A 23,438-nucleotide genomic window follows, 5' to 3' on the forward strand; every position below is an offset into this window, starting at 1 on the left:
GATTCATCGTATCCATCTCTTATGAATAATTCATTTTCTGTTAACGATGCATGACCACAATACAAACATCCTTTAAACAAATTTTCCACCGCCCCTTTTTGTACATGCCTATGAAAAGATCGGGGATACTATGAAAGGATTTGTAAAAAATGTTTACTCTTCGCATCGTAAGCACCGAATTCTAACATTGAAAACAGGAGTGATATCGTGAACTCATCTACATTAGATTCTTTACCTCAAGGGAAGAAACACCCTAAAGGCTTATACCTGCTATTCTTTACTGAGCTATGGGAACGATATAGTTACTACGGGATGAGGGCATTACTAGTCCTTTACTTAACCACTGCATTTGTGAGCGGAGGACTTGGAGTCGACCCAGCCAAGGCTTTATCCATCTATGGAATTTATACAGGAACAGTATACTTCACTCCTATTTTCGGGGGATGGCTGACAGATCGCTATATCGGGTTGAGAAAGGCGATCACCATCGGTGGGATCACCATGGCATGTGGAGACTTTACGATTTTCCTTACCCATAGCCAGATTGGCTTGTATGCAGGGTTGGCATTACTCGTTCTCGGCAATGGCTTTTTCAAACCTAACATTTCCACTCTTGTTGGCGAACTCTACCCAAGGAACGATAAACGCAAAGATGCTGCCTTTACCATTTTCTATATGGGAATCAACCTTGGTGCCCTGTTCGCACCTCTTATCGCAGGTTTTCTTGCAGAAGATTTGTTCCTTACAACCATGTCGGACGGAACGATGCATTATGGATTTAAATGGGCATTCCTAGCATCCTCTATAGGAATGATTACAGGTCAGATCATCTTCAGCACATTGAACAATAAGTATCTTGGTGAAGTTGGCCTTAAGCCGAATAAACTATTGGCGGAAGAAGCAAATGAAGACAGGGATATCCCTTTGACGAAGAAGGAAAAGCAGCGTACCACAGCCATTCTTATTCTTGCATGCTTTGTTGTATTTTTCTGGGCAGGGTTTGAACAGGCTGGAAGTTCTTTTACCCTCTATACGAAGAACTTTATCGACCGTGATGTATTCGGCTACACGATACCGGTCGCCTGGTTCCAATCTGTCAATCCATTATTCATTGTCATTCTTGCACCGATTTTATCCAGTGTCTGGCTTCGCCTTTCCCGTTCAAAAAGGGGGGATTTAAACATGACAACCAAAATGGGAATCGGTATGATCTTGCTTGGCCTTGGATTCATGGTTCTCATTCCCGCTGTCATGCAAACAGGTTCAGACGAACAACATATCACAGTCAAAGCGAACCTGTTGTTTATCGTCTTTACGTACTTGCTTCATACACTTGGTGAACTATTCCTTTCACCTGTTGGATTGTCCCTCGTGAGTAAAGTGGCCCCTGTTAAGATTGCATCACTGCTCATGGGCGTATGGATGGCTGCCATAGGAGTGGCCAGTTTGCTTGCCGGGCAGTTGGCTTCCCTTACTGCCACTCTTGGATATTTAGAGATTTTCTCCGTCATCGGAGCTGCAGCGATCATCCTTGGCTTTGTCCTCCTTTCGATATCGAAGAAACTTGTAGTCATGATGAAGGAAGAACGTCATACATGAATAAAAATCGCTTGGCCTTATGCCAAGCGATTTTTATTTCAGCGTATTCTCCGCAACACTTCCGTTAAGCAGGCCACCGATCAATAAGATGGTCGATGAAATATAAAACCAGACGACCAATGTGATGACACTCCCCAATTGTCCATAAAACTGGGAATAATCATTTAATTTAACGTATGTTCCATAAATCCAGGAAACCCCCTGCCACCCGAAAGTAGAAACCAGGGCACCCGGAATGACATGAAGAAAAGAAATTCGTTTACTTGGGACGACCATGTAAAGGAAAACAAACAGAAGGAACATAAAGACTGAACTCAGTCCCCATTTACCAATCACCCACGCCTGACTCCAGTCCCCATTAATCTTCCCTTCTGTAAATCGTGCATGTCGGATATATTCTTCTACTATCGGGACGATAAGGGAGAATGAGATCAGGACCATAAATCCGACAGTCAATAAGAGGTCATAAAATAAGGCAATAATAAACGGCTTCTTCCTCTCGATTCGATAAGCCTGATTCAATGATCGCACCATTGATTGAACAGCCATTGACGAAAGCCAAAAGGTAAAGAATATCGATATGGACAAGACGTCCCCTCTTTGGTCATAAAGAATCCGCTCAATATTGCTTTGAATGATGGCGTATGATTTATCAGGTGCAAAAGGTTTGATTAGGAGAAGCACATTGGTTTCTGATATAGGTAAAAAACTGATCAACGAAAACACAGAAATCAAAAATGGAAAAATCGATAATAATAAGTAATATGCCAATTGTGCCGAATGATCAAAGAAACGCTCTTTGAAAAATCGGATGGTCACTTTCTTCGAATGGTGTAATAAATTCATCATCTTCGTCTCCTAAATTAGAAGGGTTACTCTTATCTTCCCCTTTCCTTCAGGATCCAATCCAGTTTAAACCAGTTTGCATCATTCTTTCTCCTTTTATCCTCTCCTTCCAATATAAAGAAGGTGGGAAGATATTCCGTGTAAAAACGGATTTTTTGCTTCCTTAATCAATAATTCCTCCACCTTGGCCCATTCATCCGGCCCCCTCTCTTTCCAGTAAATCCAGTGGTCTTCCGGAAAGAGTGAAGCCACGTTTGAGCTGATCAACTCTATTTGTTCAAAACCATTGGATTCCATGAAAGGCTTGATTTCATCTATGTCAAAATAGTAAGCTCCTGTAAATCTCCCTTCATCATCATGATTGAATCTTCCACTCTCTGAAAAGGTGTGTATGTTTTCCATTGTATGATTCGGCTTCCACCTATCCGGAGCTAAAAGGGAATTCAGGATATGCCTTGTTCTTGACATAAATGCGACAAAGACGATCCCCCCTTCCCTGGTTACACGATGAAGTTCTTTTACCGCTTTGACTCTATCTTCCTCTTCCTGCAAATGATAAAGCGGGCCAAGCATGAGGGATGCATCAAACTCCCCATCCACGCAAGGAGAAAGATAACGGGCATCGCTTACATGGAACCCGCTAAAGCGATCCAGCAGCCCCCTTTCCTCTGCTTGACTGAAAGCAAGATTCACGAGTCTTGGAATCAAATCCGTTAAGGTAACATCATAGCCCCTATCAGCTAATTGAATGGCATACTTCCCTGGACCTGCCCCGTTATCCAGTATTCTTCCCGAAGGAGGAAGGTATTTGGTCATATAGTGCCAATTGACCTTAAACTCCAAAGGTTCTCTTTCAAGACGCCCCCATTCATCAAATTGATTATAGTAGTCTGCTATGCCCGGCATGATTCATCCCCCCTGTCCATTCATTCTCCAATATTCCGTAAAGCAGTGAATCTCTCCATCCCTCATTCAGCTTCATGTGATGCCGGATCCTGCCTTCCAGTGTCATACCAATCTTGATTAACACCTTTTGGGAGGAAATGTTCTGAGGATGACAGGTAGCCGATATTCTATGAAGTTTCAACTCCGAAAATCCCTTATTTACCAAAGCCTTCCCTACAAGTGTCCCTATACCTTTCCCCCAGTAATCAGGATGCAGGATATAGCCGACTTCTCCGGCACGATTGGTAAAGCTATTGATTATGATTTCTCCTGCCCCGATTACTTTGTCGACTCTTTCATCGACCAATGCGTGTACATATCTGCTTTTTGGAATCACTTTGGCAGCGTTTAATGCGTCTTCAACATATGCTATCGTGTCGTTCACATGATTCGGCCCCCAACTTTGAAACTCTGAAACAGATTCTAAAGAAGCATAATCATGAACATCCTTCCAATCTTCTTTCCGTAAATTTCGAAAATAGATATGGGTAGAGAGATATTTCCGTTCCACATCTGTCACCTCGCGTTTAATATAAATTGTTCTAATATTAACATAATTTTCTAAATGCGGAGCAACTATTTTAAAAAAATGTAAGTTTTCTCGGGTAGAATATGAAGAAGGATATTCATGTTGCGTTCAAGAAATATATCTAGAGGGATCATTCAATTGCATCTCTGATTTCAGCAGACGAAACGAAGGGGAGAATGTAAAGTGGTTAACAAGAAAGACTCAATGGGGAATGAAGATGTATATACGGACTTTATTAACAGGATGACCTACGGAGAATACCTGGGGCTGGATACGTTATTGGATAGTCAAAAACGGCTATCCGGTCACCACGATGAAATGCTGTTCATTATCATTCATCAAGTCAGTGAGCTGTGGATGAAATTGATTCTGCATGAAATCCGTGCCAGCATTTCATCCATTCAAAAGGGTGAGCTGTCACCTGCATTTAAAATGCTTTCACGTGTTTCAAAGATACAATCCCAGATCATTCATGCATGGGATGTATTATCCACACTCACACCATCGGAATATGTTCAATTCAGGGAAAGCCTCGGACAAGCCTCCGGATTTCAATCATATCAGTACAGAATGATTGAATTTGCCCTGGGGTACAAAACAAAGCATGTGCTCGAAATATACAAAAAAGATCCAGAGTTATTGGCTCAGCTTCAAGAGGCATATGAAGCACCTTCCCTTTACGATGTATCCATTATGACTTTGTCGGATGCCGGGTTACCCATTCATGAGGACGTAAAGAAGAGGGATTATAAAAAACCTTACAGTGAAGATCAATCCGTACTCGAAGCCTGGACTACCGTCTATAAAAACCCCGATCAATTCTGGGACTTATATGAACTCGCAGAAAAATTAATCGATCTTGAAGATTGGCTTCAGCAATGGCGGTTCCGCCACATGAAAACAGTGGAGAGGATCATCGGTCATAAAATGGGTACCGGGGGCTCTAGCGGTGTCGGATACTTAAAAAAAGTGCTTGACCACCGATTTTTCCCTGAACTGTGGAATGTACGCACAAGTCTATAATTCAGCTGCCACCGATAACCTTTTTTTGACACTGAAGACTGAATGAAAGATTCACATATTTCGATACCCATTGCTATTCAGCATTCATCAGGGTTGCCTTTTACAAGGTTACCTGATATTATGTAATAGAATTATTTTTGTTCGGAATGGAAGGATGGACAAAGTTTTTAAAGCTTTTCGCCTTGAAGTTACATGAGCAAGAATAGTAATACAATTGTGTGGAGAACACACGAGGAGGTAACATTATGTTAGAAGGTACAGTTAAATGGTTTAACGCAGAAAAAGGTTTCGGATTCATCGAGCGCGAAGGTGGAGACGACGTGTTCGTACACTTCTCAGCTATTCAAGGCGAAGGATTCAAAACTTTAGAAGAAGGTCAAAAAGTTTCTTTTGAAATCGTTCAAGGAAACCGTGGCGACCAAGCTGCTAACGTTACTAAAGCATAATCATGCTTACCGGAAAGACTCTACTCTGTAGAGTCTTTTTTCTTTGCCATCATGAAAAAATGTGTATACAATGATTTTATTATGCTTTCTAGGAGGCTCTATGGTATGGTAAGACATTCTTTTCACATCTCCACTGATTGGCCGGGACTCAGGAATGATTCAGGTACGCTAAGCTCGGAGAATTTCCATACGAAAATATCCATTCCCCCAGAGATGGATGGACCCGGAATCGGCACAAATCCTGATGAAATGCTTCTTGGAGCTGCCGCTACATGTTACATCATAACCCTTGCCGCTATGCTCGAGAGGAGCCACATAGAGAAAACGGGCCTATCAATGACGTCGGAAGGAATAGTCGAAGTTGATAAAGGGGTCATCACATACAAGGAAATCATTCACCGTCCCATTCTGACATTGGGTCCCGCTACAGTTGAAAAAGACATATCACTCGCAAAGAAATTATTGGTGAAAGCAGAAAAATCATGCATGATCACCCGTGCCATCAAAGGGAATGTGTCAGTTAAAGTAGATCCAGAAATACATATGTAACCTCATAACAAAAGGGCATCCGGTCGGATGCCCTTTTGTTATGATTCCGAATGAACCAGCTTTACCAGCATGTGAGAAAGCATATGCTGCTCTTCCTTATTTCCCGCTTTCCATAGTTCGTATAATAACTTTTCTTCCCTGTTCTTAGGTTCTTCATGAGCTGCCAGATAATCTCCTACCTTCTGGGCTGCCTTTGCTTGCTGCTCTTCACTCATCCCAAGTTTGTCCGCTAACGAAACCTTGTTACCTAAGTATTCTTTGAAGTGATCAAAGTTTGAAAGAATATCCTCTTTCTTGTCTTGGGACATGTTTCCTAATGTATTTTCCACCTTTGAATCCATCTTTTCTTCAGTAGAATGATTTGCCATATCAACAAACTCTCCTCTCAATCAATCTACTATGTATATTCCCATGGCTGGAAGAGTTAAACATATCATTTCATTTATTTGGAAATGACTTGTCAACTCTCTTTGTATTGTTTATACCGGCCATTAGTTGTGTAAACAATAAAGGTGAAATCAAATGATAGGAGGAGAATGATGTTGAAAAACAATAAAGTAGCAATCATTACAGGGGCAAGCAGTGGGATAGGTCAGGCAACTGCGAAGGAATTGGCCTCGAAAAATATAACGGTGATGCTTGCAGCACGGCGTGAAGATCGATTAAAAGTGTTGAAGGATGAGATAGAACAAATGGGCGGCACCGCCTATTATCAAGTAACGGACGTGACAAATGTCGAAGAGATGGAAAAATTAGCACAACATACAATCGAAAAAGCAGATCGAATCGATGTTTTGGTCAACAACGCGGGATTAATGCCCCTTTCTTTCATCAATAAACGAAAAATTAAGGAATGGGATCAGATGGTTGATGTCAATATTAAAGGAGTACTTTATGGAATTTCAGCTGTCCTTCCTTATATGGAAAAGCAGCGGTCAGGGCACATCATTAACATTTCATCTGTGGCAGGTCATAAAGTGATGCCTGGCAGTTCAGTCTATAGCGGTACCAAATATGCCGTCCGTGCCATTACAGAAGGTTTAAGACAGGAAATGAACGCTTCTCATAACATACGGACAACCATCATCTGTCCCGGTGCAGTAGCAACAGAACTGACAGAAACCATAACAGACGAAGACATTTTAAAAGCTTTCAAAGACCGGGAGATGAAACCTCTTGATAGTGATAATATCGCTAAAGCGATTTCCTTTGCAGTCGAACAGCCTGATCATGTAGATGTCAATGAAATCATCGTGCGCCCTACACAACAAGACTTGTAAGTTATGAGGAGGAAGAAGAAGATGAAAAGAGAATTCGACAAGCTTTACATCAATGGGGAATGGGTCAAAGGCATCAGTGAGAATGTCATTCCCAATCAGAGCCCATTTGACCACACTGACATAGGTTCTATTACCGCTGCGAGTAAAGAGGATCTAGATAAAGCTTATAAATCGGCAGAGAAAGCTCAGAAAGCCTGGGCAGACGAGCCCCCACAAGCGAAGCGTCAAATCATGGAAAGAGCGGTTTCGATTGTGGAGGAAAATAAGGAACTGATCATCGAGTGGCTCACCAATGAGTCAGGCAGCACATATATGAAAGCAGCAGGAGAAGTCAGTGTTTCCATCAATAGTATGAAAGAAGCGGCTACTTATCCATACAGAATGGACGGGAAAATCTTACCCTCCCAAGTGCCAGGGAAGGAAAACAGAGTGTACAGAGAACCTCTTGGAGTGGTGGGAATCATCAGCCCTTGGAATTTCCCTTTCCATCTAGCAGTTCGCTCCATTGCGACCGCTTTAGCTACCGGAAACGGGGTAGTCGTTAAGCCTGCAACACATACGCCCGTTACAGGAGGTTTATTATTTGCAAGCATATTTGAAGAAGCGGGACTTCCTAAGGGTCTTCTAAATGTCGTAGTTGGAAAAGGTTCGGAAATCGGGGATGATATCGTGACACATCCTATCCCCCGCCTCATCTCCTTTACGGGATCTACTGAAGTAGGACGCCGAATCGGGGAGCTGGCAGGGAGACACCTTAAGAAAACGGCATTGGAGCTTGGAGGAAATAACGTATTTATCGTACTGGATGATGCAAATCTTGATCAGGCAGTCGAATCAGCCCTATTCGGTAAATTCTATCATCAGGGACAGATTTGTATGAGCATCAATCGGATTATGGTTCATAAGGACATGTATGATACTTTCGTAGATGCCTTTGTAGCCCGAGTGAAAGGCTTGAATGTTGGCAACCCTTCTGATAAATCGACCCACATCGGTCCATTAATTGACCAGGATCAGGTTGATCGGATATTAAAAGATATTGAATCAAGCAAGGATCAGGGAGCCGAAGTTGTTCTTGGAGGAAACGCAGATAAAAACATGTTATATCCCACCGTGCTGACACACGTCACAAACTCCATGCCGATCGCAAAAAATGAAATTTTCGGACCTGTAGCAGCTATCATACCGTTCAACGATGATGAAGAGGCCATAAGATTGGCCAATGAACACCCCTACGGTTTAAGCGGTGCAGTCCACTCTTCCTCAATTGAAAGAGCAACAAATGTTGCACATCGAGTAGAGACAGGAATGATTCATATCAATGATGAACCTGTGAATGATGAGCCTCATATGCCGTTTGGAGGTGAAAAGGATTCAGGACTTGGACGTTTTAACGGAGAATGGGCACTTGAAGAATTCACAACGGTGAAATGGCTGGCGGTCCAACATAAAAGAAGGGATTACGGTCCTTTCATTGAGAAAAGATAAAAAAAAGCGAGCCATGCCGGCTCGCTTTTTAATGGAGAGGCTTTGAAACATATTCACCATGGGTAGATGCGAAAAATTCATCGCCTTTTCCAAGAATCAAGTAGTTTCACAGCTCATCAAATCCGTTCGCATCCGATGTCTTTGTATATTGTCTTGATCTTTGTTCAAAGAAATCCGTCTTTCCTTTATCCACTTCCTGATAGGCTATGATCCATTTGAGAGGGTTGGTCTTGTACCCCTTGAATGGTTCTTCAAAACCTAATTGTTTCGCTCTTTTATTCGCCATGAATTTAATATAGTCCTCAAGGTCGCTCATTAAGAGTCCGTCCATATGAGATCCAATGATTTCCCTCCCCCATTCGATTTCCAGCATGGCAGCCTGTTTAAATGTTTCCTTCCCAAAGGTACGCAGCTCATCCGTATCATAAGTCGGATACTCATTTAAGACCTCTTTAAATATCTTTTCAAATAATCCCACATGGAGCTGTTCATCCCGATTGATATAATTGATCATCGTACTGGTTGCGACCATTTTCTGGTTCCTGGCCAAATTATAGAAGAAGGCAAAACCGGAATAGAAGAATAGTCCTTCCAATATGACATCATAAATGATCGATTTTAATAAATGGTCAACCGTTGGCGATTCCACAAAATCTTTGTAGCCATTCGTAATGAACTCATTTCTCTTCATTAAAATGGGATCGTTCTTCCAGAAATCAAACACTTCGTCCTGTTTGCTTTTAGACACGATGCTGGATAATACATAGCTGTATGAATGGTTATGCACAACCTCCTGCTGTGCCAGGATGATCATCAGGGCATTCAGACTGGAATCCGTCAAATAATCTGCCACTTTCCCCGCATAATCGGTCTGAACGCTATCAAGAAGTGCAAGAAGCCCAATAATCTTCAAAAAGGAGTCCTGCTCACCTTTCGAGAGTGTAGGGAATTGCTTGATATCTTTCGCCATATTAATTTCAAATGGGGTCCAGAAATTCCCCAGCATCCTCTTATATTTTGGATAAGCCCATGAAAATCGAACATCATCCCAATTCAACACATTGGAACTATCTCCGTTTATGATCCCGGTAGATTTATTAGGTGCCTCTCTGTCGATCAGGACCCTCTGTTTCAATTTGTTCATCATTTGCTCCTCCCTCCTAGCTATGACAGCTTTCACATTCTTCAAAGTTGGATTCCGACGTTGACCTAACATAATACGTGGTTTTCAAACCGGATTTCCATGCGTCCATGTGCAGATCCAATAAGTCTTTCGCTTTGATATCATTTCGTACATACAAATTGAACGAAATCCCCTGGTCAACATGCCGTTGTCTCTTCTTGTTCTGTTCCACACTCCAGTGTTGATCCACATGATAAGCTGTCTTATAATACCAGGTCGTTTTAGGCGATAGATCAGGAGCGGTGACAGGAATCTTGTAATCTTTCTTTTCTTCTGAATACTCCAGCCTGAATATCGGATCAATGCTCGCTGTTGAGCCTGCGATGATCGAGGTAGAAGAATTCGGTGCAACGGCCATTAAGTATCCGTTACGTACCCCACTCTCGGAAATATCCCTTCTTAAATATTCCCAACGTTCACCCGTATAGCCACGCTTAGAGAAATATGTCCCCGTAGACCAATCCGATCCGTCAAAATAAGGATAGTTCCCCTTCTCCTTTGCCAGTTCGTGACTTGCATGAATGGTGTGGTACGCAATCTCTTCATAAAGGGCATCACAATATTCGACCGCATCATTGCTTTCCCACTTCAAGCCCTTTAACGCGAGGAGGTGATGCCATCCGAATGTTCCCAACCCGATTCCCCTGTATCGCTGATTGGTTATCTGGGCCTGCAGGACTGGAAGTTCATTTAAATCGATCACATTATCCAGCATTCTTACTCCGATCGATACAACCCGTTCCAGCTCATCATCCATCAACGTCTTGGCTAAGGAAATAGAGGCAAGATTGCAGACAACATAATCCCCCGGTGACTTATAGGTGACAATTTTACCATCTTGAATCACTTCTTCTTCCATTACGGTCGCACTCATATTCTGGGCGATTTCCGTACACAGATTACTGCAATAAATCATTCCTTTATGAGAATTTGCATTCAGACGATTCACTGTATCCCGATAAAACATATATGGCGTTCCGGTTTCGAGCTGGGAAATCATAATCCGTTTAAAAATTTCAATGGCCGGCACCACTTCCCGCGAAAGTGACGTATGAGCTATACACTCCTGGTACTTCTCACGAAAAGATCCTTCTCCTTCTCTTTCGTCATAGTAATCCTCTAGGGAGTACCCCATGACTGTCTTCACTTCATGCGGGTCAAATAAATACCAGTCCCCTCTACTCTCAACTTGTTCCATAAACAAATCTGGTATAGAAACTCCTGTAAACAGGTCATGAGTCCTTTGCCTTTCATCCCCATTGTTTAACCGTGTATCAAGGAATGGAAAAATATCTTTATGCCATATATCCAGATAGACGGCAATCGCTCCTTGACGCTGCCCCAATTGATCGACGGAAACCGCTGTATTATTAAGCTGCTTCATCCAGGGAATAACGCCAGAGCTTACTCCTTTAAATCCTTTTATATCGCTGCCTCGGCTTCTTACTTTCCCTAGATAAATCCCAAGACCTCCCCCATTTTTACTCAAGGTAGAAACGTCTGTATTGCTGTCATAAATGCTTCTTAAATCATCTTCCACTGTATCGATGAAGCAACTGGATAGCTGGCCATGGCTCTTTCCAGCATTCGCAAAGGTTGGGGTTGCCACCGTCATATAAAGATTGGAGAGAGCCCAATAAGATTCTTCTATCAATCTGATCCTTTTTTCTTTTGGTTCATTCATCATGAGGGTCATGCTAATAATCATGAACCTCTCTTGAGGCAACTCAAGAACCATTCCGTCATGGGACTTGGTTAAGTATCTCTCGGTCAGAGTGACAATTCCTATGTAAGTAAAAAGAGAATCCCTTGTATCATCCAAGATCGAACCCAAATAGTCCAATTCCTCTTTGCTGTAAGAATCAAGCAGAGTCTTGGAATATAATTGTTTTGCGGTCAAATCTTTAACCAAATGATAGAATGATCCGTATAGTTCCCCTCCCCTTGATAAAGCAAGTTTCTCATATAAACTCTTGATATATAATGCTGCCGCCACGTAAGTCCAATCCGGCTCATGAGCCGTTATACGCTCAACTGCTGTCAAAATCATGAAATGATAGAGTCTTTCTTTGGTGAAGTCCGTCTGTTGATTTGCATATATTAAAATCTTTTCATTAAATTCCTTGAAATAAAGATCAGGAAACCGATTCTGCAGACTGTCCAATATCACTTCTACTTCTTTTTGTTGTTCATTTAACGTGATTGACATGAAAATTCCTCCCATTTTATAAAGTGGGGAAGGAGTAAAAAAAGCCCATCCTTCAAAAAGGATGGGCTTTAAATAGACGGAGATAGTAATAGACTTCTGCTATTTCAATCCTCGCTTTATCCTCCCAATTCCCGAAGAAGATAACACGTGATAAATACGGCAGGTCTCCTGGCTTGTGCTTCACTCTACTTTAAGGCCTTCCCATCTATTTGACAGTGGCAGTTTCCTTATTTCGTCGGCACATACAGTTGCGGGGACAGCTCCGGTCTCTCACCGGATTCCCTTTTAAGTCTTATTAGACACCTTATTCACAGGTTATAATCAATATATAGTTATCGAAATACAAAAGAACACAAAATGTTGTGTTATTCATTATCATATACGATTTAAAAATGAAAAACAAGAGGAATCTATTAAACATTTATTAGTATCACCCGTCAACGATACGGGAGTCAAGCATGAACGTTAACCTTATTTACACTTTAAAAGCTTTTTTGAACTTGGGACTCAATTCACTCCACACGTCAAATAAGTTTCCATCAGGGTCACTGAAAACGAAATTAAGTCCATTATGGCCTCTATCTTCAATCTCCCCTGTCACTACTCCCTGATGAAGCAAATGATCTCTCATTTCGTTCAAATCACTGATTCCATCCACTTCAAACGTTAAAGAAAAACGCTTATTTTGATACCTATCCTGAAAATTACTGCTTTCCCCCTCTAACGAACCGACCAAAAAGATGCTCTGATGAGCAAGATCTACGATCGCTTTATCCTCATCCTCGTAGTTCAGTTTTGCGTTTAACTTTTCCTGGTACCAGATACTTGCCTTCTGAACATCGCTCACTGGTATGTATGTCGTCCCCACTCTTACTAGTTGCTTCATAAACTCTCTCCTTTTATTTTACTTACACTTTTATCCTTTCTACAAAAGGAAGAAAATCCCTTCCCTTTGAATTATGCTTATAATTATTATTTTCCACGAAAAGAGCAGAAGGAGATGCGATTAAGACCTCAAATGAACACTGTTCCCCCCTCACCTTCCTATCTGTTGGTTGAGATAATACCCCGTTCTCTCTATAATTCAAATGGAAGGTTGTTTGACAGTATTCTTTGGTCCCCAATATTTTTTACAGGTTGTTTAAATGGAGGAATCTCGATTTAAACAACCTCTTTTTTTCATGCTAACATGTAATAATCTTTTAATGTCATCATTTTATATGGAGGTGGTTTCTTTTTTGTAATCGGATACATAACAGTCCCTCTAAGGGGTTAAGCTAGTTTCCCTGTGTTTCATCGTTATTACAATCAATACGTTTTAGCCTAAATACTTTCTTTTTATGGGTTTTTCATTTAAAATGCGCATTAAGTGATTTTTTTGGAAATCACACCTTAGTTCTGAAAGGAGTCTATTATGAAGAAACTATTAACGACTTTACTATTAGCATTATTAACAATTGGATTAGCCGCTTGCGGTTCGGACGAGGAGAGCCAAAAAGCTGACGATAAAGCGAAGACAGAAGCAACCGACAAAAAGGCTCAAGAAGAGCAAGCCAAGAAAATGGAAGAAATGCAAAAGAAAATGGATGAACAAAAGGTTGAAAAAGATAAGGTCGTAGCGATTGTCAACGACGAAAAAATCAAAGGTGAAGATTTCAACAACGTATTGAGTCAATCCCAAATGCAGTATCAACAAATGGGACAGGATCCGACAAGTAAAGATGCTGTTAAGAAGATTAAAGACCAGACCATCGACAGCCTGATCGGACAAACCCTTCTCATGCAACAGGCCGAAGAAAAGGGCTATAAAGCGACGGATGATGAAATTAATAAACAGCTTGAAGAAGTGAAAAAGCAGTACAAAGATGACAAGCAATTCGAAGAAGCCATGAAAAAAGCCGGATTTACAATGGACGAGCTGAAAACTCAAATTGCTGAAAATATTAAATATACAACCTATGTTGATAAAGAAATCAAGGTCGATGAAGTAACTGAAGATGAAATGAAGAAGTTTTATGATCAATATGCAAGCCAACAAGGTAAGGAACAAGCAAAAGATGCACCGAAATTTGAAGATGTAAAACCACAGATCAAGACTCAGCTTGAACAACAGAAAAAGCAAGAAAAACTAGTTCAACATGTGGAAGATTTAAAGAAAAATGCTAAAATTGATGTGAAAATTTAATCAATCAGAAAGCCGCCTGCATAAGGCGGTTTTCTTTTTTTAAACACCTAGTATGGTGGTTTCCTCCTCTGCAACGAGGGTATGGTATAAGAACCGATTTTAAGGAGGATAAGCCATTATGATGAAGAAAATACATCGTAACCCTGAGAACGCAGCTCAAGAAGAAAGCATTCTTGATCAGCACGAAAGTGAGCAAAACGTCGATCCTATTCCAATCGACGAGTTAAAAAAAGATCAGCGTGACGAAAAGAAAAAACACGATACGAAAGATGAATGAAAAAAGTCCTGTGGATCTCCACAGGACTTTTTATTACTTTATTTAGACAACCAATCTGTATGGAATGTTCCTTCTTTATCTATGCGCTGATACGTATGGGCTCCGAAATAATCCCTCTGGGCTTGTAGCAGGTTTGCAGGAAGTGACTCAGAACGATAGCTATCATAATAAGCCAATGCACTGGCAAGGCCAGGTACAGGAATACCTAATTTAATGGCTGTGGCCACTACTTCACGTGCTTCATCCTGATAATTTTCAACAATTTCCTTAAAGTATGGATCAAGAAGCAGATTCGTTAAACCCGGTTCACGGTCATAGGCGTTCTTGATTTCTTCAAGGAATCCAGCGCGAATAATGCAGCCACCTCTGAAAATCATAGAAATTTCACCAGGTTTCAAATTCCAATTGTATTCATCGGAAGCCGATTGAAGCTGCGCAAATCCTTGGGCATACGAACAAATCTTGCTCAAGTACAATGCCTTACGGATCATCTCGATGAACTCCTGTTTGTTTCCTGTGAATTCTTGATTCTTAGGACCTCTCAGAATCTTGCTTGCCTTCACACGCTCTTCCTTCATGGCTGAGATGAAGCGTGCAAAAACGGATTCAGTGATAATGGACAGCGGTACACCTAATTCAAGAGAGCTGATGCTCGTCCATTTTCCGGTACCTTTTTGGCCGGCGGTATCTAAAATGACATCGACAAGGGGCTTCCCTGTTTCTTCGTCCACCTTCGTAAAAATATCTGCGGTAATTTCGATGAGATAGCTGTCGAGCTCCCCTTCATTCCATTCTTTAAAAATTTCATGAAGCTCTACTGCATTTAATCCCAATACATTCTTCATCAGATAATACGCTTCACAGATAAGCTGCATATCACTGTACTCTATCCCGTTATGTACCATCTTCACATAATGACCCGATCCATCTGGACCTATATATGTACTGCAAGCATCCCCTTTTACCTTTGCTGCAATAGCAGTCAAAAATGGTTCAACCAAGTCATACGCTTCTTTCTGGCCGCTCGGCATAATAGCAGGGCCATATAAAGCACCTTCTTCTCCACCAGACACTCCTGCTCCAATGAAGTTGATCCCCTTTTCATCCAGTTCCTTGTTGCGGCGAATGGTATCTTCATAATACGTGTTCCCACCATCAATCAGAATATCACCTTTATCCAGATGAGGAAGCAATGAATCAATCGCTTTGTCCGTAATGTCCCCTGCAGGTACCATGATCAAAATTTTTCTTGGAACTTCCAAGGATTGAACAAATTCATTTACATCATGTGTTCCAACCAACTGCTTGCCTTGATGCTCATCGAGGACTTCTTTTACCTTGTCAGCCGACACATCATATATAGAAACTGAATAACCTCTACTTTCAAAATTCAAAGCGAGGCTCTTGCCCATCACTCCGACTCCGACGACTCCTATTTGTTGTTTTGTCATAACGATCATTCCTTTCAGTACGAATCTATAGATATCTTCACCGTTATTATTATAATACGAAATAAATTTTCATGGTGGATTTTTATGAAATAATATTTTTTTATTTCTTAAATTAGGTTAAAATTATTTTCACAAACGTCTTATAGGAGGGTTCCACAAACATGGATGAAAAGGCTCAACATTGTTTTCCACGTATCCGGTCCCATTACTCACAATTCAGTGAGAAAGAAAAGATGATTGCAGATTATATTATTGCTAATCCTGAAAAAATTATCCATTCTACGATCAGTGGTGTTGCAGAGGATCTCGGAATTGCAGATGCCACCGTTTTCAGATTCTGTAAGCGGCTCGGCTATAAAGGATATCAGGCGATGAAAATTTCATTGGCTTCTGATATGGTCACACCGATTAAGGATATCCATGAAACCATCAATGAACAAGATTCCGAAGGGGTAATCGCCCAAAAAGTATTCCGGTCCAATATAAGGAGCCTTGAAGATTCATTACAGATATTGAATGAGGAAGCCTTCCAACAAGCCGTTCAAGCCATCCTGCATGCGGGAAGGATTGAGTTCTATGGTACGGGGGGATCTGGTTTTATTGCCATGGATGCTCATCATAAGTTCCTAAGAACAGGGATGGCTACTACCGCTTATAATGATTCCCATATGCAGCTGATATCGGCTTCTCAACTAACGGAAAATGATGTGATTGTTTTCATCTCTCACTCAGGGGCGAACAAAGATTTATTGGAAGTACTGGAGGTTGCTAAGAAAAATCGTACCAAGACCATCGCTATCACCCACTTCGCTAAATCTCCTTTAAGCGGCAGGGTAGACATTCCACTATTCACCGTCTCACAGGAAACCGAATACCGTGGAGAAGCACTTGCTTCAAGAATCAGTCAGCTTAGTATTGTGGACGCCCTTTATGTAAACATCATGAAGAAACGAAAAGATCTTTCCCAAGCCTCCCTGCAAAAAATACGTGATGCGATTTCCATTAAAAAAGTATAACGGGGAGAGGACAGTCCGTCTCCTGTGTGCTATTGATTAAAAATCCCCATAAAAAAAACAGACTCACGAATGAGTCTGTTTTTGAATTTGTAAAGGTTAAATTATAATTTTACAACGTTAGCTGCTTGTGGTCCACGAGCGCCTTGTTCAACGTCGAAAGATACTTCTTGACCTTCGTCAAGAGATTTGAAACCTTCACCTTGGATCGCTGAGAAGTGTACGAATACGTCGTCTCCACCTTCAACTTCGATGAATCCGAAACCTTTTTCTGCGTTGAACCATTTTACTTTACCGTTTTCCATGTTTGTTGCCTCCTAAAAGTGCATGATGCACCATGTATTACTATTCTTGCGATATCAGGTGAAAACCAAATCTTGTTCTTCCCTCGTATACCGGACAAAAATAATTCTTTTATAGAATAACAGTATTAATACAAATAAGCAAGTTCTTGAAGAAGAAGTTTTTAAAGTCAGACCTCTTACATATTTTTACTGAAGGACATCTTCTGATAAAAACAGCCTTCGATTTGATAATTAAAGCGTACTTCCTTCCACATTTTAAACCTCCACCTTCCTACAGCCACTTGCTCCAATATGGATCTAACCGTTTTCGGAAGGCTGTTCACGTAAACATTTTAGCTTTAGGATGTAGCGAGTAGTGGTTGATTACAGCGAGAAATGTTCGCTTTCCGCGGGGCTGGCGGTGAGTCTCCTCGTGCTAAAGCCCAGGTCTCAAGATCCAACTTCGGCAGCTAGCCCTTCGAGGTCATAAGCTAATGGGTCTAAGAAGGCAAAAGGACGTCTTTTTAGACCATTCAACTTATGCTTGTCGGGGCTGAAGGAACCTCCCCTGCTTTTCGGTACTTTCCTGCGTTTCCTCCAGAAGTCTTCGCGAAAAGTCCTTATGAAAAACACATCCTACGATTTAATAACTGAGGTTCCTTTCCCAAATAATAAACTTCCTTCTTCTTAATCTACCTATTTCAATGGATGTAAACGTTTTAAAAAGATTGACATGAACAGGAACCTAAATAAGAGAAAAAGTTGTGGTATAATGAACAAATACGAAAGGGAGTGCCCAATGAAATCCACAAAAAATCGATTCAGTAACGGTTCCATGGTGACAATCAAGGAGACTGGTGAGACAGTGACAATATTAAAGTGGCAATACGTTAAAAACATGAAGCGTTATTCATATATTGTAAAGGAACACCCAGGCACATTTTACTTTGAAGAAGAATTGGAAGTTAACTAAAACGGCTCAATCTCAGATCAAGAATACGATTTTGACAAGGACTCATACAGAATTCTGAAGAGTCCTTTTTTCAATTAATATTTTCACATAGAAAAAAGCCTGCATCCTAATTAGGATGCAGGCTTTTTTCTATGTATGACCTGTGAGGGATTCGAACCCACGACCCCTTCCCTGTCAAGGAAGTGCTCTCCCACTGAGCTAACAAGTCGCGATGTGATGCAAGGTACATATTCTATTATATTCATATAGCGGGAATTGTCAATGGTATTTTCGTTATTTATTCTCGAATTTTATATGTTTGTATAAAAGAACGTTCGTTCGCATATACTGTCAGTATTAATCCCACCAGGGGGCACACATATGATAAATCAAATTCAGCGTTCATTAGAAGAACGACTCCCGATCGAAATGATCTATATGAATAAACAATGTGAATGTACCAAAAGAAGAGTGCTGGTTAAGAGGATTGATACGGACTTTATCACGGCATATTGTTTATTCAGGAACGATATCCGCAGGTTCAGAATTCAGGATATTTTGGCTGTTTCTTATCTTCCTCCCCATCATGTCAGAACAAATCACTGACCCTCCGTTCCTTATAAAAAGGCTGAACCCTCTTTTTATGGGCTCAGCCTGGTTTGTTTATGCCGTTGCTCTTGTCGGTGTCTTGTCTTCTCTCTTAATAAATAATTGAAGCGCAAGCATAATACCGAATAAGACCAAACCAATAATATCCGACATGCCTTCTGGATAAATCAGTAATAAACCGGCGGCTACACAAAGGAAACGTTCAATGACAAATACTCTTCGGTACCAATAACCGATCATCCCGGCCCCTATTGCCATCATTCCCGTCACGGCCGTAAAGACGACCCATATTAACCTAGGAATGGTTGTATCGATCATTAACAGTTCTGGAGACAATACGAACATATACGGTATGATAAAGGCTGCTATGGCCAATTTAGCCGAATTGACACCCGTCCGTATCGGTTCTCCTCCGGATACCCCTGCCGCCGCGAAAGCAGCAAGTGCTACAGGAGGCGTAATATCGGCAATGATCCCGAAGTAGAATACAAATAAGTGAGCAGATAACTCAGGTGCACCCAATAAAATGATGGCAGGTGCTGCAATCGTGGATGTAATGACGTAATTCGCTGTAGTAGGAGAACCCATCCCCAGTACAATTGACGCAATCATGGTAAATACTAATGTAAGGATCAGCTTACCTTCTGTCGAATTCGTTAAATCAGCAGCCAAGTCTACCAGACCATTTGCGAGGGTCAATCCTAAACCGGTCTTGGTCACGACCCCTACGATCATTCCGGCAGCAGCAGTAGCCACGGCTACTGACAAAGCTGTTCTGGCCCCATCAACAAGAGCGTCTACAGCATCCTTGAAACCGATTCTTGTATCTTTTCTTATCGCACTGATGGCGATAGTGGCAACAATTGACCAGAGCGCTGCTCGCATAACGCTCATACCACTGACTAACAAAATGATGACTGTCAAAATCGGAAGCAGCAAATAAATCTTCTTGAATACTTCTTTCCGGTTAGGCATTTCTTCATCGGTTAATCCACGAAGACCGATTCGCTTTGCTTCAAAGTGTGTCATGATCCATATTCCTGTGAAATAAAGAACCGCAGGAATCGATGCTGCTTTCGCAATATCCCAATACGAAATGCCACCAATGAATTCGACCATCAGGAATGCGGCAGCCCCCATGATCGGCGGCATCAACTGTCCTCCCGTGGACGCAGCTGCCTCTACACCACCAGCGAACTCTTTACGATACCCGAGTTTTTTCATCATTGGGATCGTAAATGAACCCGACGTCACGACGTTCGCAACCGAGCTTCCACTGATGGTACCTTGAAGGGCACTCGAGAAGATCGCAACCTTGGCTGGCCCACCTACACGCTTACCGGCAATGGACACAGCCAGATCATTAAAGTACTGACCTACGCCCGTCTTCACAAGGAATGCCCCAAATAATAGGAACAGGAAGATAAAGGTGGCTGAAACATATAATGGTGTTCCAAGGATCCCTTCACTCGTGAAGAACATCGTTTTCACGATATCGTCCCAATCATACCCTCTGTGTGCAAGGAATCCAGGCATTAATCGACCATAATACATATATAGGATGAAGGCAGATGCAATGATGGTAATCGGTAACCCTACCGCCCGTCGTGTTGCTTCCAATACAAGGACCATGGCTGCGAAACCAACATAAAAGTCCATTTGAGTCATTAATCCTATTCTACTTACGATATCATCCTGCATGATCGGCCAGTAAGCACCTATCCCTACAGAAATGGCTGAAAGAACGATATCATACCAGGCAATCTTATCCTTCTTTAAATACTTCTTACGTGCAGGAAATAACAGGAATACTAATGAAAGGGCAAACCCTAAGTGTATCGACAATAACAATTGCCTTGGGATGAATTGAAAGATGGATGCTACTAATTGGAATAATGAAAATGCCAATAATCCGAAGAAAATGATCCATTTGAACATTCCATGATGTAATTTTCTAGTGGAAGATTCCGGATCGTATTTCTCTAATAACTCTTGTTGTTGCTCTGCAGTCAATGATTCAAACTCTTTATCTTTTTCCAACTACAGTCACTCCTTTCCACTGATCATAAAGTGATTGTTTCTTTAATTGAACCCGGACGACTGACCCTTTAACAAAATAGTCGGCTAAAGGATATTCCCTTCCGTCAAGTACGAGTCGGTGATTTGCGACGACTTGTCCGATCCTGATATCAATATAAGGAAACACTCTTTCCATATTAGAAATTAAATATTTGCCTTCCTTCGTCACTTCAAAAATTTCATTTCCTTCTGCATTGGCAGGCATCCCAATGGCAGTATCTTCATATAGTAGTTTTGTTTGTTGAATTTGATTTGATGATGTCGGCTCATAAAACTCCTCTACTTCTGATAGATGAATAGAGTGGGTATACCGAACCGAAAACGATTGATTGTCGGGGAGGCTGAAAAGAACAGTGTCCCCTGTTGTACTTCTCGGCTCTATGACCAAAAAGGTGTGTAAGGGCATAAAGATGATGAATACGATACATAGAATAAGGAGAATCGCTCCAAGTGATGTGTATTTCTTCATAAGAATTCCCCACCATTCCATTTTTTCATCCGGCAGATAGAATTAGCTTATACCAAAACAAAAGAATAGACCGTTGCGGCCTATCCCTTTGTCCATCTTCTGGTGAGAACCTATTCCATTGAAATTCCTTTTTCATCAAAGTATTTCTTTGCACCTGGATGTAATTCAATTCCCATACCTTTAAGTCCGTCTTCAGCTTTGATCAACTTTCCTTTGGCGTGGGTGATTTTATCCGTGTTTTCAAAAATGGCTTTAGTTACATCATAGATGACATCTTCAGAAATGTCAGCGCTGGTCACTAACATGGCACGAACCGCAACCGTTGTCACAGCTTCGTCTACCTTGCTGTAAGTACCTGCAGGAATTTCATCCTCTGAGTAGTAAGGGTACTTCTCAATCAATTCGCTGACTTTGTCTGACTCGACAGGAACGATTGCGATATCTTCTGTCGCAGCCAAACCTTCAACCGCTCCAGTCGGAGTACCCGATGTGATAAACGCGGCATCGATCGTTCCATCCTGGATACCAGTGGTTGAATCATCAAATGATAAATTACGAGCTTCTAAATCTTCCAGTTTAATTCCGTGTACTTCAAGGATTTGTGTTGCATTCAATAGTGTACCTGAGCCAGCTTCACCAACGGAAACAACCTTCCCTTTAAGATCTTCCACAGATTTGATACCAGAATCCTTCGTTGTAACGATTTGGATTGTTTCTGGATAAAGAGTCGCAATCCCTCTTGCGTTTTCTACCTTGTTATCTTTGAACATTTCCGTACCTTCAGATGCATAAGACGCAATATCTGTTTGTGTAAAAGCGATTTCAGTTTTGCCATCTTTAATTGCGGCCATATTCTCGGCAGATGCTCCTGAAGTCGATGCGTTGGAGTCAATTCCAGTTTCATCTTTAATGATTTTAGCGAAGGTTCCACCTAACGGGTAATATGTACCCCCTGTTCCACCTGTTGCAATTCCAATGAAGTCAACCTCTTTGTTACCTTCACCATCAGATGATGAACCTCCACCTGATCCGCCACCACAAGCAGCAAGAATGACAGATAGAACTAGAAGTAGTGCAGTGCTTAGAAAGAGACTGCGTTTTTTCATATTCTAATTCCCCCTTATTAAATTTTGTACATTAACGAAATAATTGTAACACAGGCTGTAACAATCTTGTCAAATCAAATACATAAAGTTTTAACATTTTTCATAAAAACCCTTTAAAACAATCCCCATCATAACCAGAATCCAGACGAGAACCTCTTTGGAGCGAACGTTCATATGTATAGGAAATGTATAAAGCGTTCACATATATCACATCTACATTTCACCTGTGACGAAAATCTGTCCACATAAAAAGGACTGAAGATTTTCAGTCCCTGCTGTTATATATCAGAATGTGGTTCAACCTATTAATTCTTCATCCTCAAATTTCAGCTTGTCTTCTTCGGAAATATTTTCTTCCTTGTCCCTAATATTATGGGCTATCCTTGATGATGCATTGGCAGCGATGCTTGCAACGATATCATCTAAGAAGGTGTGTACACCTTTCCCATTTTTCGTATCCAATTCCCGGATAATGCCAATCTTGTTTTTATCAAGATGACCAAATGTCGTTACAGCAATGCTTCCATATCCAAGGGCGGCACCAAGCGCGATGGTCTCATCGACTCCAAACAGTCCTTCGTCCGTTTCGACAATCGATTGAAGGGGCTCGGAAAGTTTCTTCTCTTCCGCAAGCTGATCCAATTCAACCCCGACCAAAATGGCATGCTGAATCTCCCTTTTTAACAACACTCTTTTCACACTATCAATACAATCCTCCATTTGAAGATCAGTATTATATGGATACTGCATTTCATACACAATTTCGGCTATATCTTCTATCGTAACACCACGATCTTTAAGTCTTTTTAATGCCGCTTTGGTAACATCTCTCGAGTGTACAGGTTGATTCATACTAATACCCCTCTCTGGCAGTTCGTTTCCTATCTAAATTATAACACTCTTTCGAATATTCGTA

24 protein-coding genes, 1 tRNA gene and 1 riboswitch are annotated in these 23,438 nt (G+C 41.3%); of the genes, 11 read left to right on the forward strand and 14 right to left on the reverse strand.

The features are described from left to right. The first annotated feature begins 204 nt into the window (after window positions 1-204). Window positions 205-1,599 (forward strand): peptide MFS transporter, encoded by a 1,395-nt coding sequence (locus ACIGG7_RS12025; protein ID WP_224941693.1) that lies wholly within the window; start codon window positions 205-207, stop codon window positions 1,597-1,599. Window positions 1,600-1,632: 33 nt separating this feature from the next. On the opposite strand, the gene ACIGG7_RS12030 is transcribed toward ACIGG7_RS12025, so the two are convergent. From ACIGG7_RS12030 to ACIGG7_RS12040, 3 genes are all read right to left on the reverse strand, one after another. Further along, the gene (locus tag ACIGG7_RS12030; protein ID WP_397549887.1) at window positions 1,633-2,448 is read right to left on the reverse strand and encodes a YihY/virulence factor BrkB family protein; all 816 of its coding nucleotides are present in this window, start codon (window positions 2,446-2,448) and stop codon (window positions 1,633-1,635) included. Between the two features lie 93 nt (window positions 2,449-2,541). After that, entirely contained in the window at window positions 2,542-3,351 is an 810-nt protein-coding gene (locus tag ACIGG7_RS12035) for a class I SAM-dependent methyltransferase (protein WP_397549888.1), read from the reverse strand. After that, a complete protein-coding gene (locus ACIGG7_RS12040; RefSeq protein ID WP_397549889.1) occupies window positions 3,326-3,901 on the reverse strand; it encodes a GNAT family N-acetyltransferase in 576 nt (191 codons plus the stop codon). The genes ACIGG7_RS12035 and ACIGG7_RS12040 overlap by 26 nt, the downstream gene beginning before the upstream one ends. A 222-nt stretch (window positions 3,902-4,123) precedes the next feature. Here ACIGG7_RS12040 and kynA point away from each other — a divergent pair, with 222 nt between their 5' ends. The 3 genes from kynA (at window position 4,124) to ACIGG7_RS12055 (ending at window position 5,937) form a co-directional block, all read left to right on the forward strand. Beyond that, on the forward strand, window positions 4,124-4,942 hold the full coding sequence (kynA, locus tag ACIGG7_RS12045; RefSeq protein ID WP_397550049.1) for a tryptophan 2,3-dioxygenase: 819 nt from the start codon (window positions 4,124-4,126) through the stop codon (window positions 4,940-4,942). A 245-nt stretch (window positions 4,943-5,187) separates the two neighbouring features. Beyond that, on the forward strand, window positions 5,188-5,388 hold the full coding sequence (locus ACIGG7_RS12050; RefSeq protein WP_034763568.1) for a cold-shock protein: 201 nt from the start codon (window positions 5,188-5,190) through the stop codon (window positions 5,386-5,388). A gap of 105 nt (window positions 5,389-5,493) precedes the next feature. Continuing rightward, window positions 5,494-5,937, forward strand: a complete 444-nt coding sequence (locus ACIGG7_RS12055) for an SACOL1771 family peroxiredoxin (protein WP_397549890.1) — start codon at window positions 5,494-5,496, stop codon at window positions 5,935-5,937. 38 nt (window positions 5,938-5,975) lie between these two features. On the opposite strand, the gene ACIGG7_RS12060 is transcribed toward ACIGG7_RS12055, so the two are convergent. Beyond that, the gene (locus ACIGG7_RS12060; protein WP_397549891.1) at window positions 5,976-6,305 is read right to left on the reverse strand and encodes a DUF3243 domain-containing protein; all 330 of its coding nucleotides are present in this window, start codon (window positions 6,303-6,305) and stop codon (window positions 5,976-5,978) included. A 168-nt stretch (window positions 6,306-6,473) separates the two neighbouring features. Here ACIGG7_RS12060 and ACIGG7_RS12065 point away from each other — a divergent pair, with 168 nt between their 5' ends. Both ACIGG7_RS12065 and ACIGG7_RS12070 read left to right on the forward strand, forming a co-directional pair. After that, entirely contained in the window at window positions 6,474-7,217 is a 744-nt protein-coding gene (locus tag ACIGG7_RS12065) for an SDR family oxidoreductase (protein WP_397549892.1), read from the forward strand. Window positions 7,218-7,238: 21 nt separating this feature from the next. Further along, window positions 7,239-8,705: an aldehyde dehydrogenase family protein gene (locus ACIGG7_RS12070; protein ID WP_397549893.1), complete on the forward strand. Its 1,467-nt coding sequence runs from the start codon at window positions 7,239-7,241 to the stop codon at window positions 8,703-8,705. Window positions 8,706-8,811: 106 nt separating this feature from the next. On the opposite strand, the gene ACIGG7_RS12075 is transcribed toward ACIGG7_RS12070, so the two are convergent. The 3 genes from ACIGG7_RS12075 to ACIGG7_RS12085 all read right to left on the reverse strand — a co-directional run bounded on the left by ACIGG7_RS12075 (window position 8,812) and on the right by ACIGG7_RS12085 (window position 12,983). Further along, on the reverse strand, window positions 8,812-9,849 hold the full coding sequence (locus ACIGG7_RS12075; protein ID WP_397550050.1) for a ribonucleotide-diphosphate reductase subunit beta: 1,038 nt from the start codon (window positions 9,847-9,849) through the stop codon (window positions 8,812-8,814). A gap of 16 nt (window positions 9,850-9,865) precedes the next feature. After that, the gene (locus tag ACIGG7_RS12080; protein WP_397549894.1) at window positions 9,866-12,097 is read right to left on the reverse strand and encodes a ribonucleoside-diphosphate reductase subunit alpha; all 2,232 of its coding nucleotides are present in this window, start codon (window positions 12,095-12,097) and stop codon (window positions 9,866-9,868) included. Between the two features lie 141 nt (window positions 12,098-12,238). Then, window positions 12,239-12,419: riboswitch (cobalamin riboswitch) on the reverse strand. A 153-nt stretch (window positions 12,420-12,572) separates the two neighbouring features. Continuing rightward, complete coding sequence (locus ACIGG7_RS12085) at window positions 12,573-12,983, reverse strand: VOC family protein (protein ID WP_397549895.1); 411 nt, start codon at window positions 12,981-12,983, stop codon at window positions 12,573-12,575. A 528-nt stretch (window positions 12,984-13,511) separates the two neighbouring features. Here ACIGG7_RS12085 and ACIGG7_RS12090 point away from each other — a divergent pair. After that, the gene (locus ACIGG7_RS12090) at window positions 13,512-14,282 is read left to right on the forward strand and encodes a SurA N-terminal domain-containing protein (protein ID WP_397549896.1); all 771 of its coding nucleotides are present in this window, start codon (window positions 13,512-13,514) and stop codon (window positions 14,280-14,282) included. Between the two features lie 118 nt (window positions 14,283-14,400). Further along, the gene (locus ACIGG7_RS12095) at window positions 14,401-14,559 is read left to right on the forward strand and encodes a hypothetical protein (protein WP_224941496.1); all 159 of its coding nucleotides are present in this window, start codon (window positions 14,401-14,403) and stop codon (window positions 14,557-14,559) included. A gap of 38 nt (window positions 14,560-14,597) precedes the next feature. Here ACIGG7_RS12095 and gndA read toward each other — a convergent pair whose 3' ends face one another. Continuing rightward, window positions 14,598-16,010, reverse strand: a complete 1,413-nt coding sequence (gndA, locus tag ACIGG7_RS12100) for an NADP-dependent phosphogluconate dehydrogenase (RefSeq protein WP_224941497.1) — start codon at window positions 16,008-16,010, stop codon at window positions 14,598-14,600. Window positions 16,011-16,171: 161 nt separating this feature from the next. Here gndA and ACIGG7_RS12105 point away from each other — a divergent pair, with 161 nt between their 5' ends. Beyond that, the gene (locus ACIGG7_RS12105; RefSeq protein ID WP_224941498.1) at window positions 16,172-17,026 is read left to right on the forward strand and encodes a MurR/RpiR family transcriptional regulator; all 855 of its coding nucleotides are present in this window, start codon (window positions 16,172-16,174) and stop codon (window positions 17,024-17,026) included. A gap of 101 nt (window positions 17,027-17,127) precedes the next feature. On the opposite strand, the gene cspD is transcribed toward ACIGG7_RS12105, so the two are convergent. After that, window positions 17,128-17,328, reverse strand: a complete 201-nt coding sequence (gene cspD / locus ACIGG7_RS12110; protein ID WP_173105318.1) for a cold-shock protein CspD — start codon at window positions 17,326-17,328, stop codon at window positions 17,128-17,130. 778 nt (window positions 17,329-18,106) lie between these two features. On the opposite strand from cspD, the gene ACIGG7_RS12115 reads away from it, so the two are divergent. Then, a complete protein-coding gene (locus tag ACIGG7_RS12115) occupies window positions 18,107-18,280 on the forward strand; it encodes a hypothetical protein (protein ID WP_167562135.1) in 174 nt (57 codons plus the stop codon). 136 nt (window positions 18,281-18,416) lie between these two features. On the opposite strand, the gene ACIGG7_RS12120 is transcribed toward ACIGG7_RS12115, so the two are convergent. After that, window positions 18,417-18,488, reverse strand: a tRNA-Val gene (locus tag ACIGG7_RS12120). A 152-nt stretch (window positions 18,489-18,640) separates the two neighbouring features. Between ACIGG7_RS12120 and ACIGG7_RS12125 the strand changes: the two genes are divergently transcribed. After that, window positions 18,641-18,865 carry a hypothetical protein gene (locus ACIGG7_RS12125; RefSeq protein ID WP_397549897.1) on the forward strand — a complete coding sequence of 75 codons (225 nt, stop codon included), beginning with the start codon at window positions 18,641-18,643 and terminating at the stop codon, window positions 18,863-18,865. Between the two features lie 57 nt (window positions 18,866-18,922). Here the strand turns inward: ACIGG7_RS12125 and ACIGG7_RS12130 are convergent, their stop codons facing one another. The 4 genes from ACIGG7_RS12130 to ACIGG7_RS12145 form a co-directional block, all read right to left on the reverse strand. Further along, the gene (locus tag ACIGG7_RS12130; protein ID WP_224941500.1) at window positions 18,923-20,908 is read right to left on the reverse strand and encodes a TRAP transporter permease; all 1,986 of its coding nucleotides are present in this window, start codon (window positions 20,906-20,908) and stop codon (window positions 18,923-18,925) included. Continuing rightward, window positions 20,895-21,416, reverse strand: a complete 522-nt coding sequence (locus ACIGG7_RS12135) for a DUF1850 domain-containing protein (RefSeq protein WP_224941501.1) — start codon at window positions 21,414-21,416, stop codon at window positions 20,895-20,897. Before ACIGG7_RS12135 ends, ACIGG7_RS12130 begins: the two co-directional genes overlap by 14 nt. Window positions 21,417-21,526: 110 nt before the next feature. Further along, complete coding sequence (locus ACIGG7_RS12140) at window positions 21,527-22,522, reverse strand: TAXI family TRAP transporter solute-binding subunit (RefSeq protein ID WP_397549898.1); 996 nt, start codon at window positions 22,520-22,522, stop codon at window positions 21,527-21,529. A gap of 297 nt (window positions 22,523-22,819) precedes the next feature. Beyond that, window positions 22,820-23,374 (reverse strand): phosphatidylglycerophosphatase A family protein, encoded by a 555-nt coding sequence (locus ACIGG7_RS12145; RefSeq protein ID WP_224941503.1) that lies wholly within the window; start codon window positions 23,372-23,374, stop codon window positions 22,820-22,822. Window positions 23,375-23,438: the final 64 nt, after the last annotated feature.

The organism is Rossellomorea sp. NPDC077527, assembly GCF_044542955.1.
GTDB lineage: Bacteria > Bacillota > Bacilli > Bacillales > Bacillaceae_B > Rossellomorea > Rossellomorea aquimaris_E.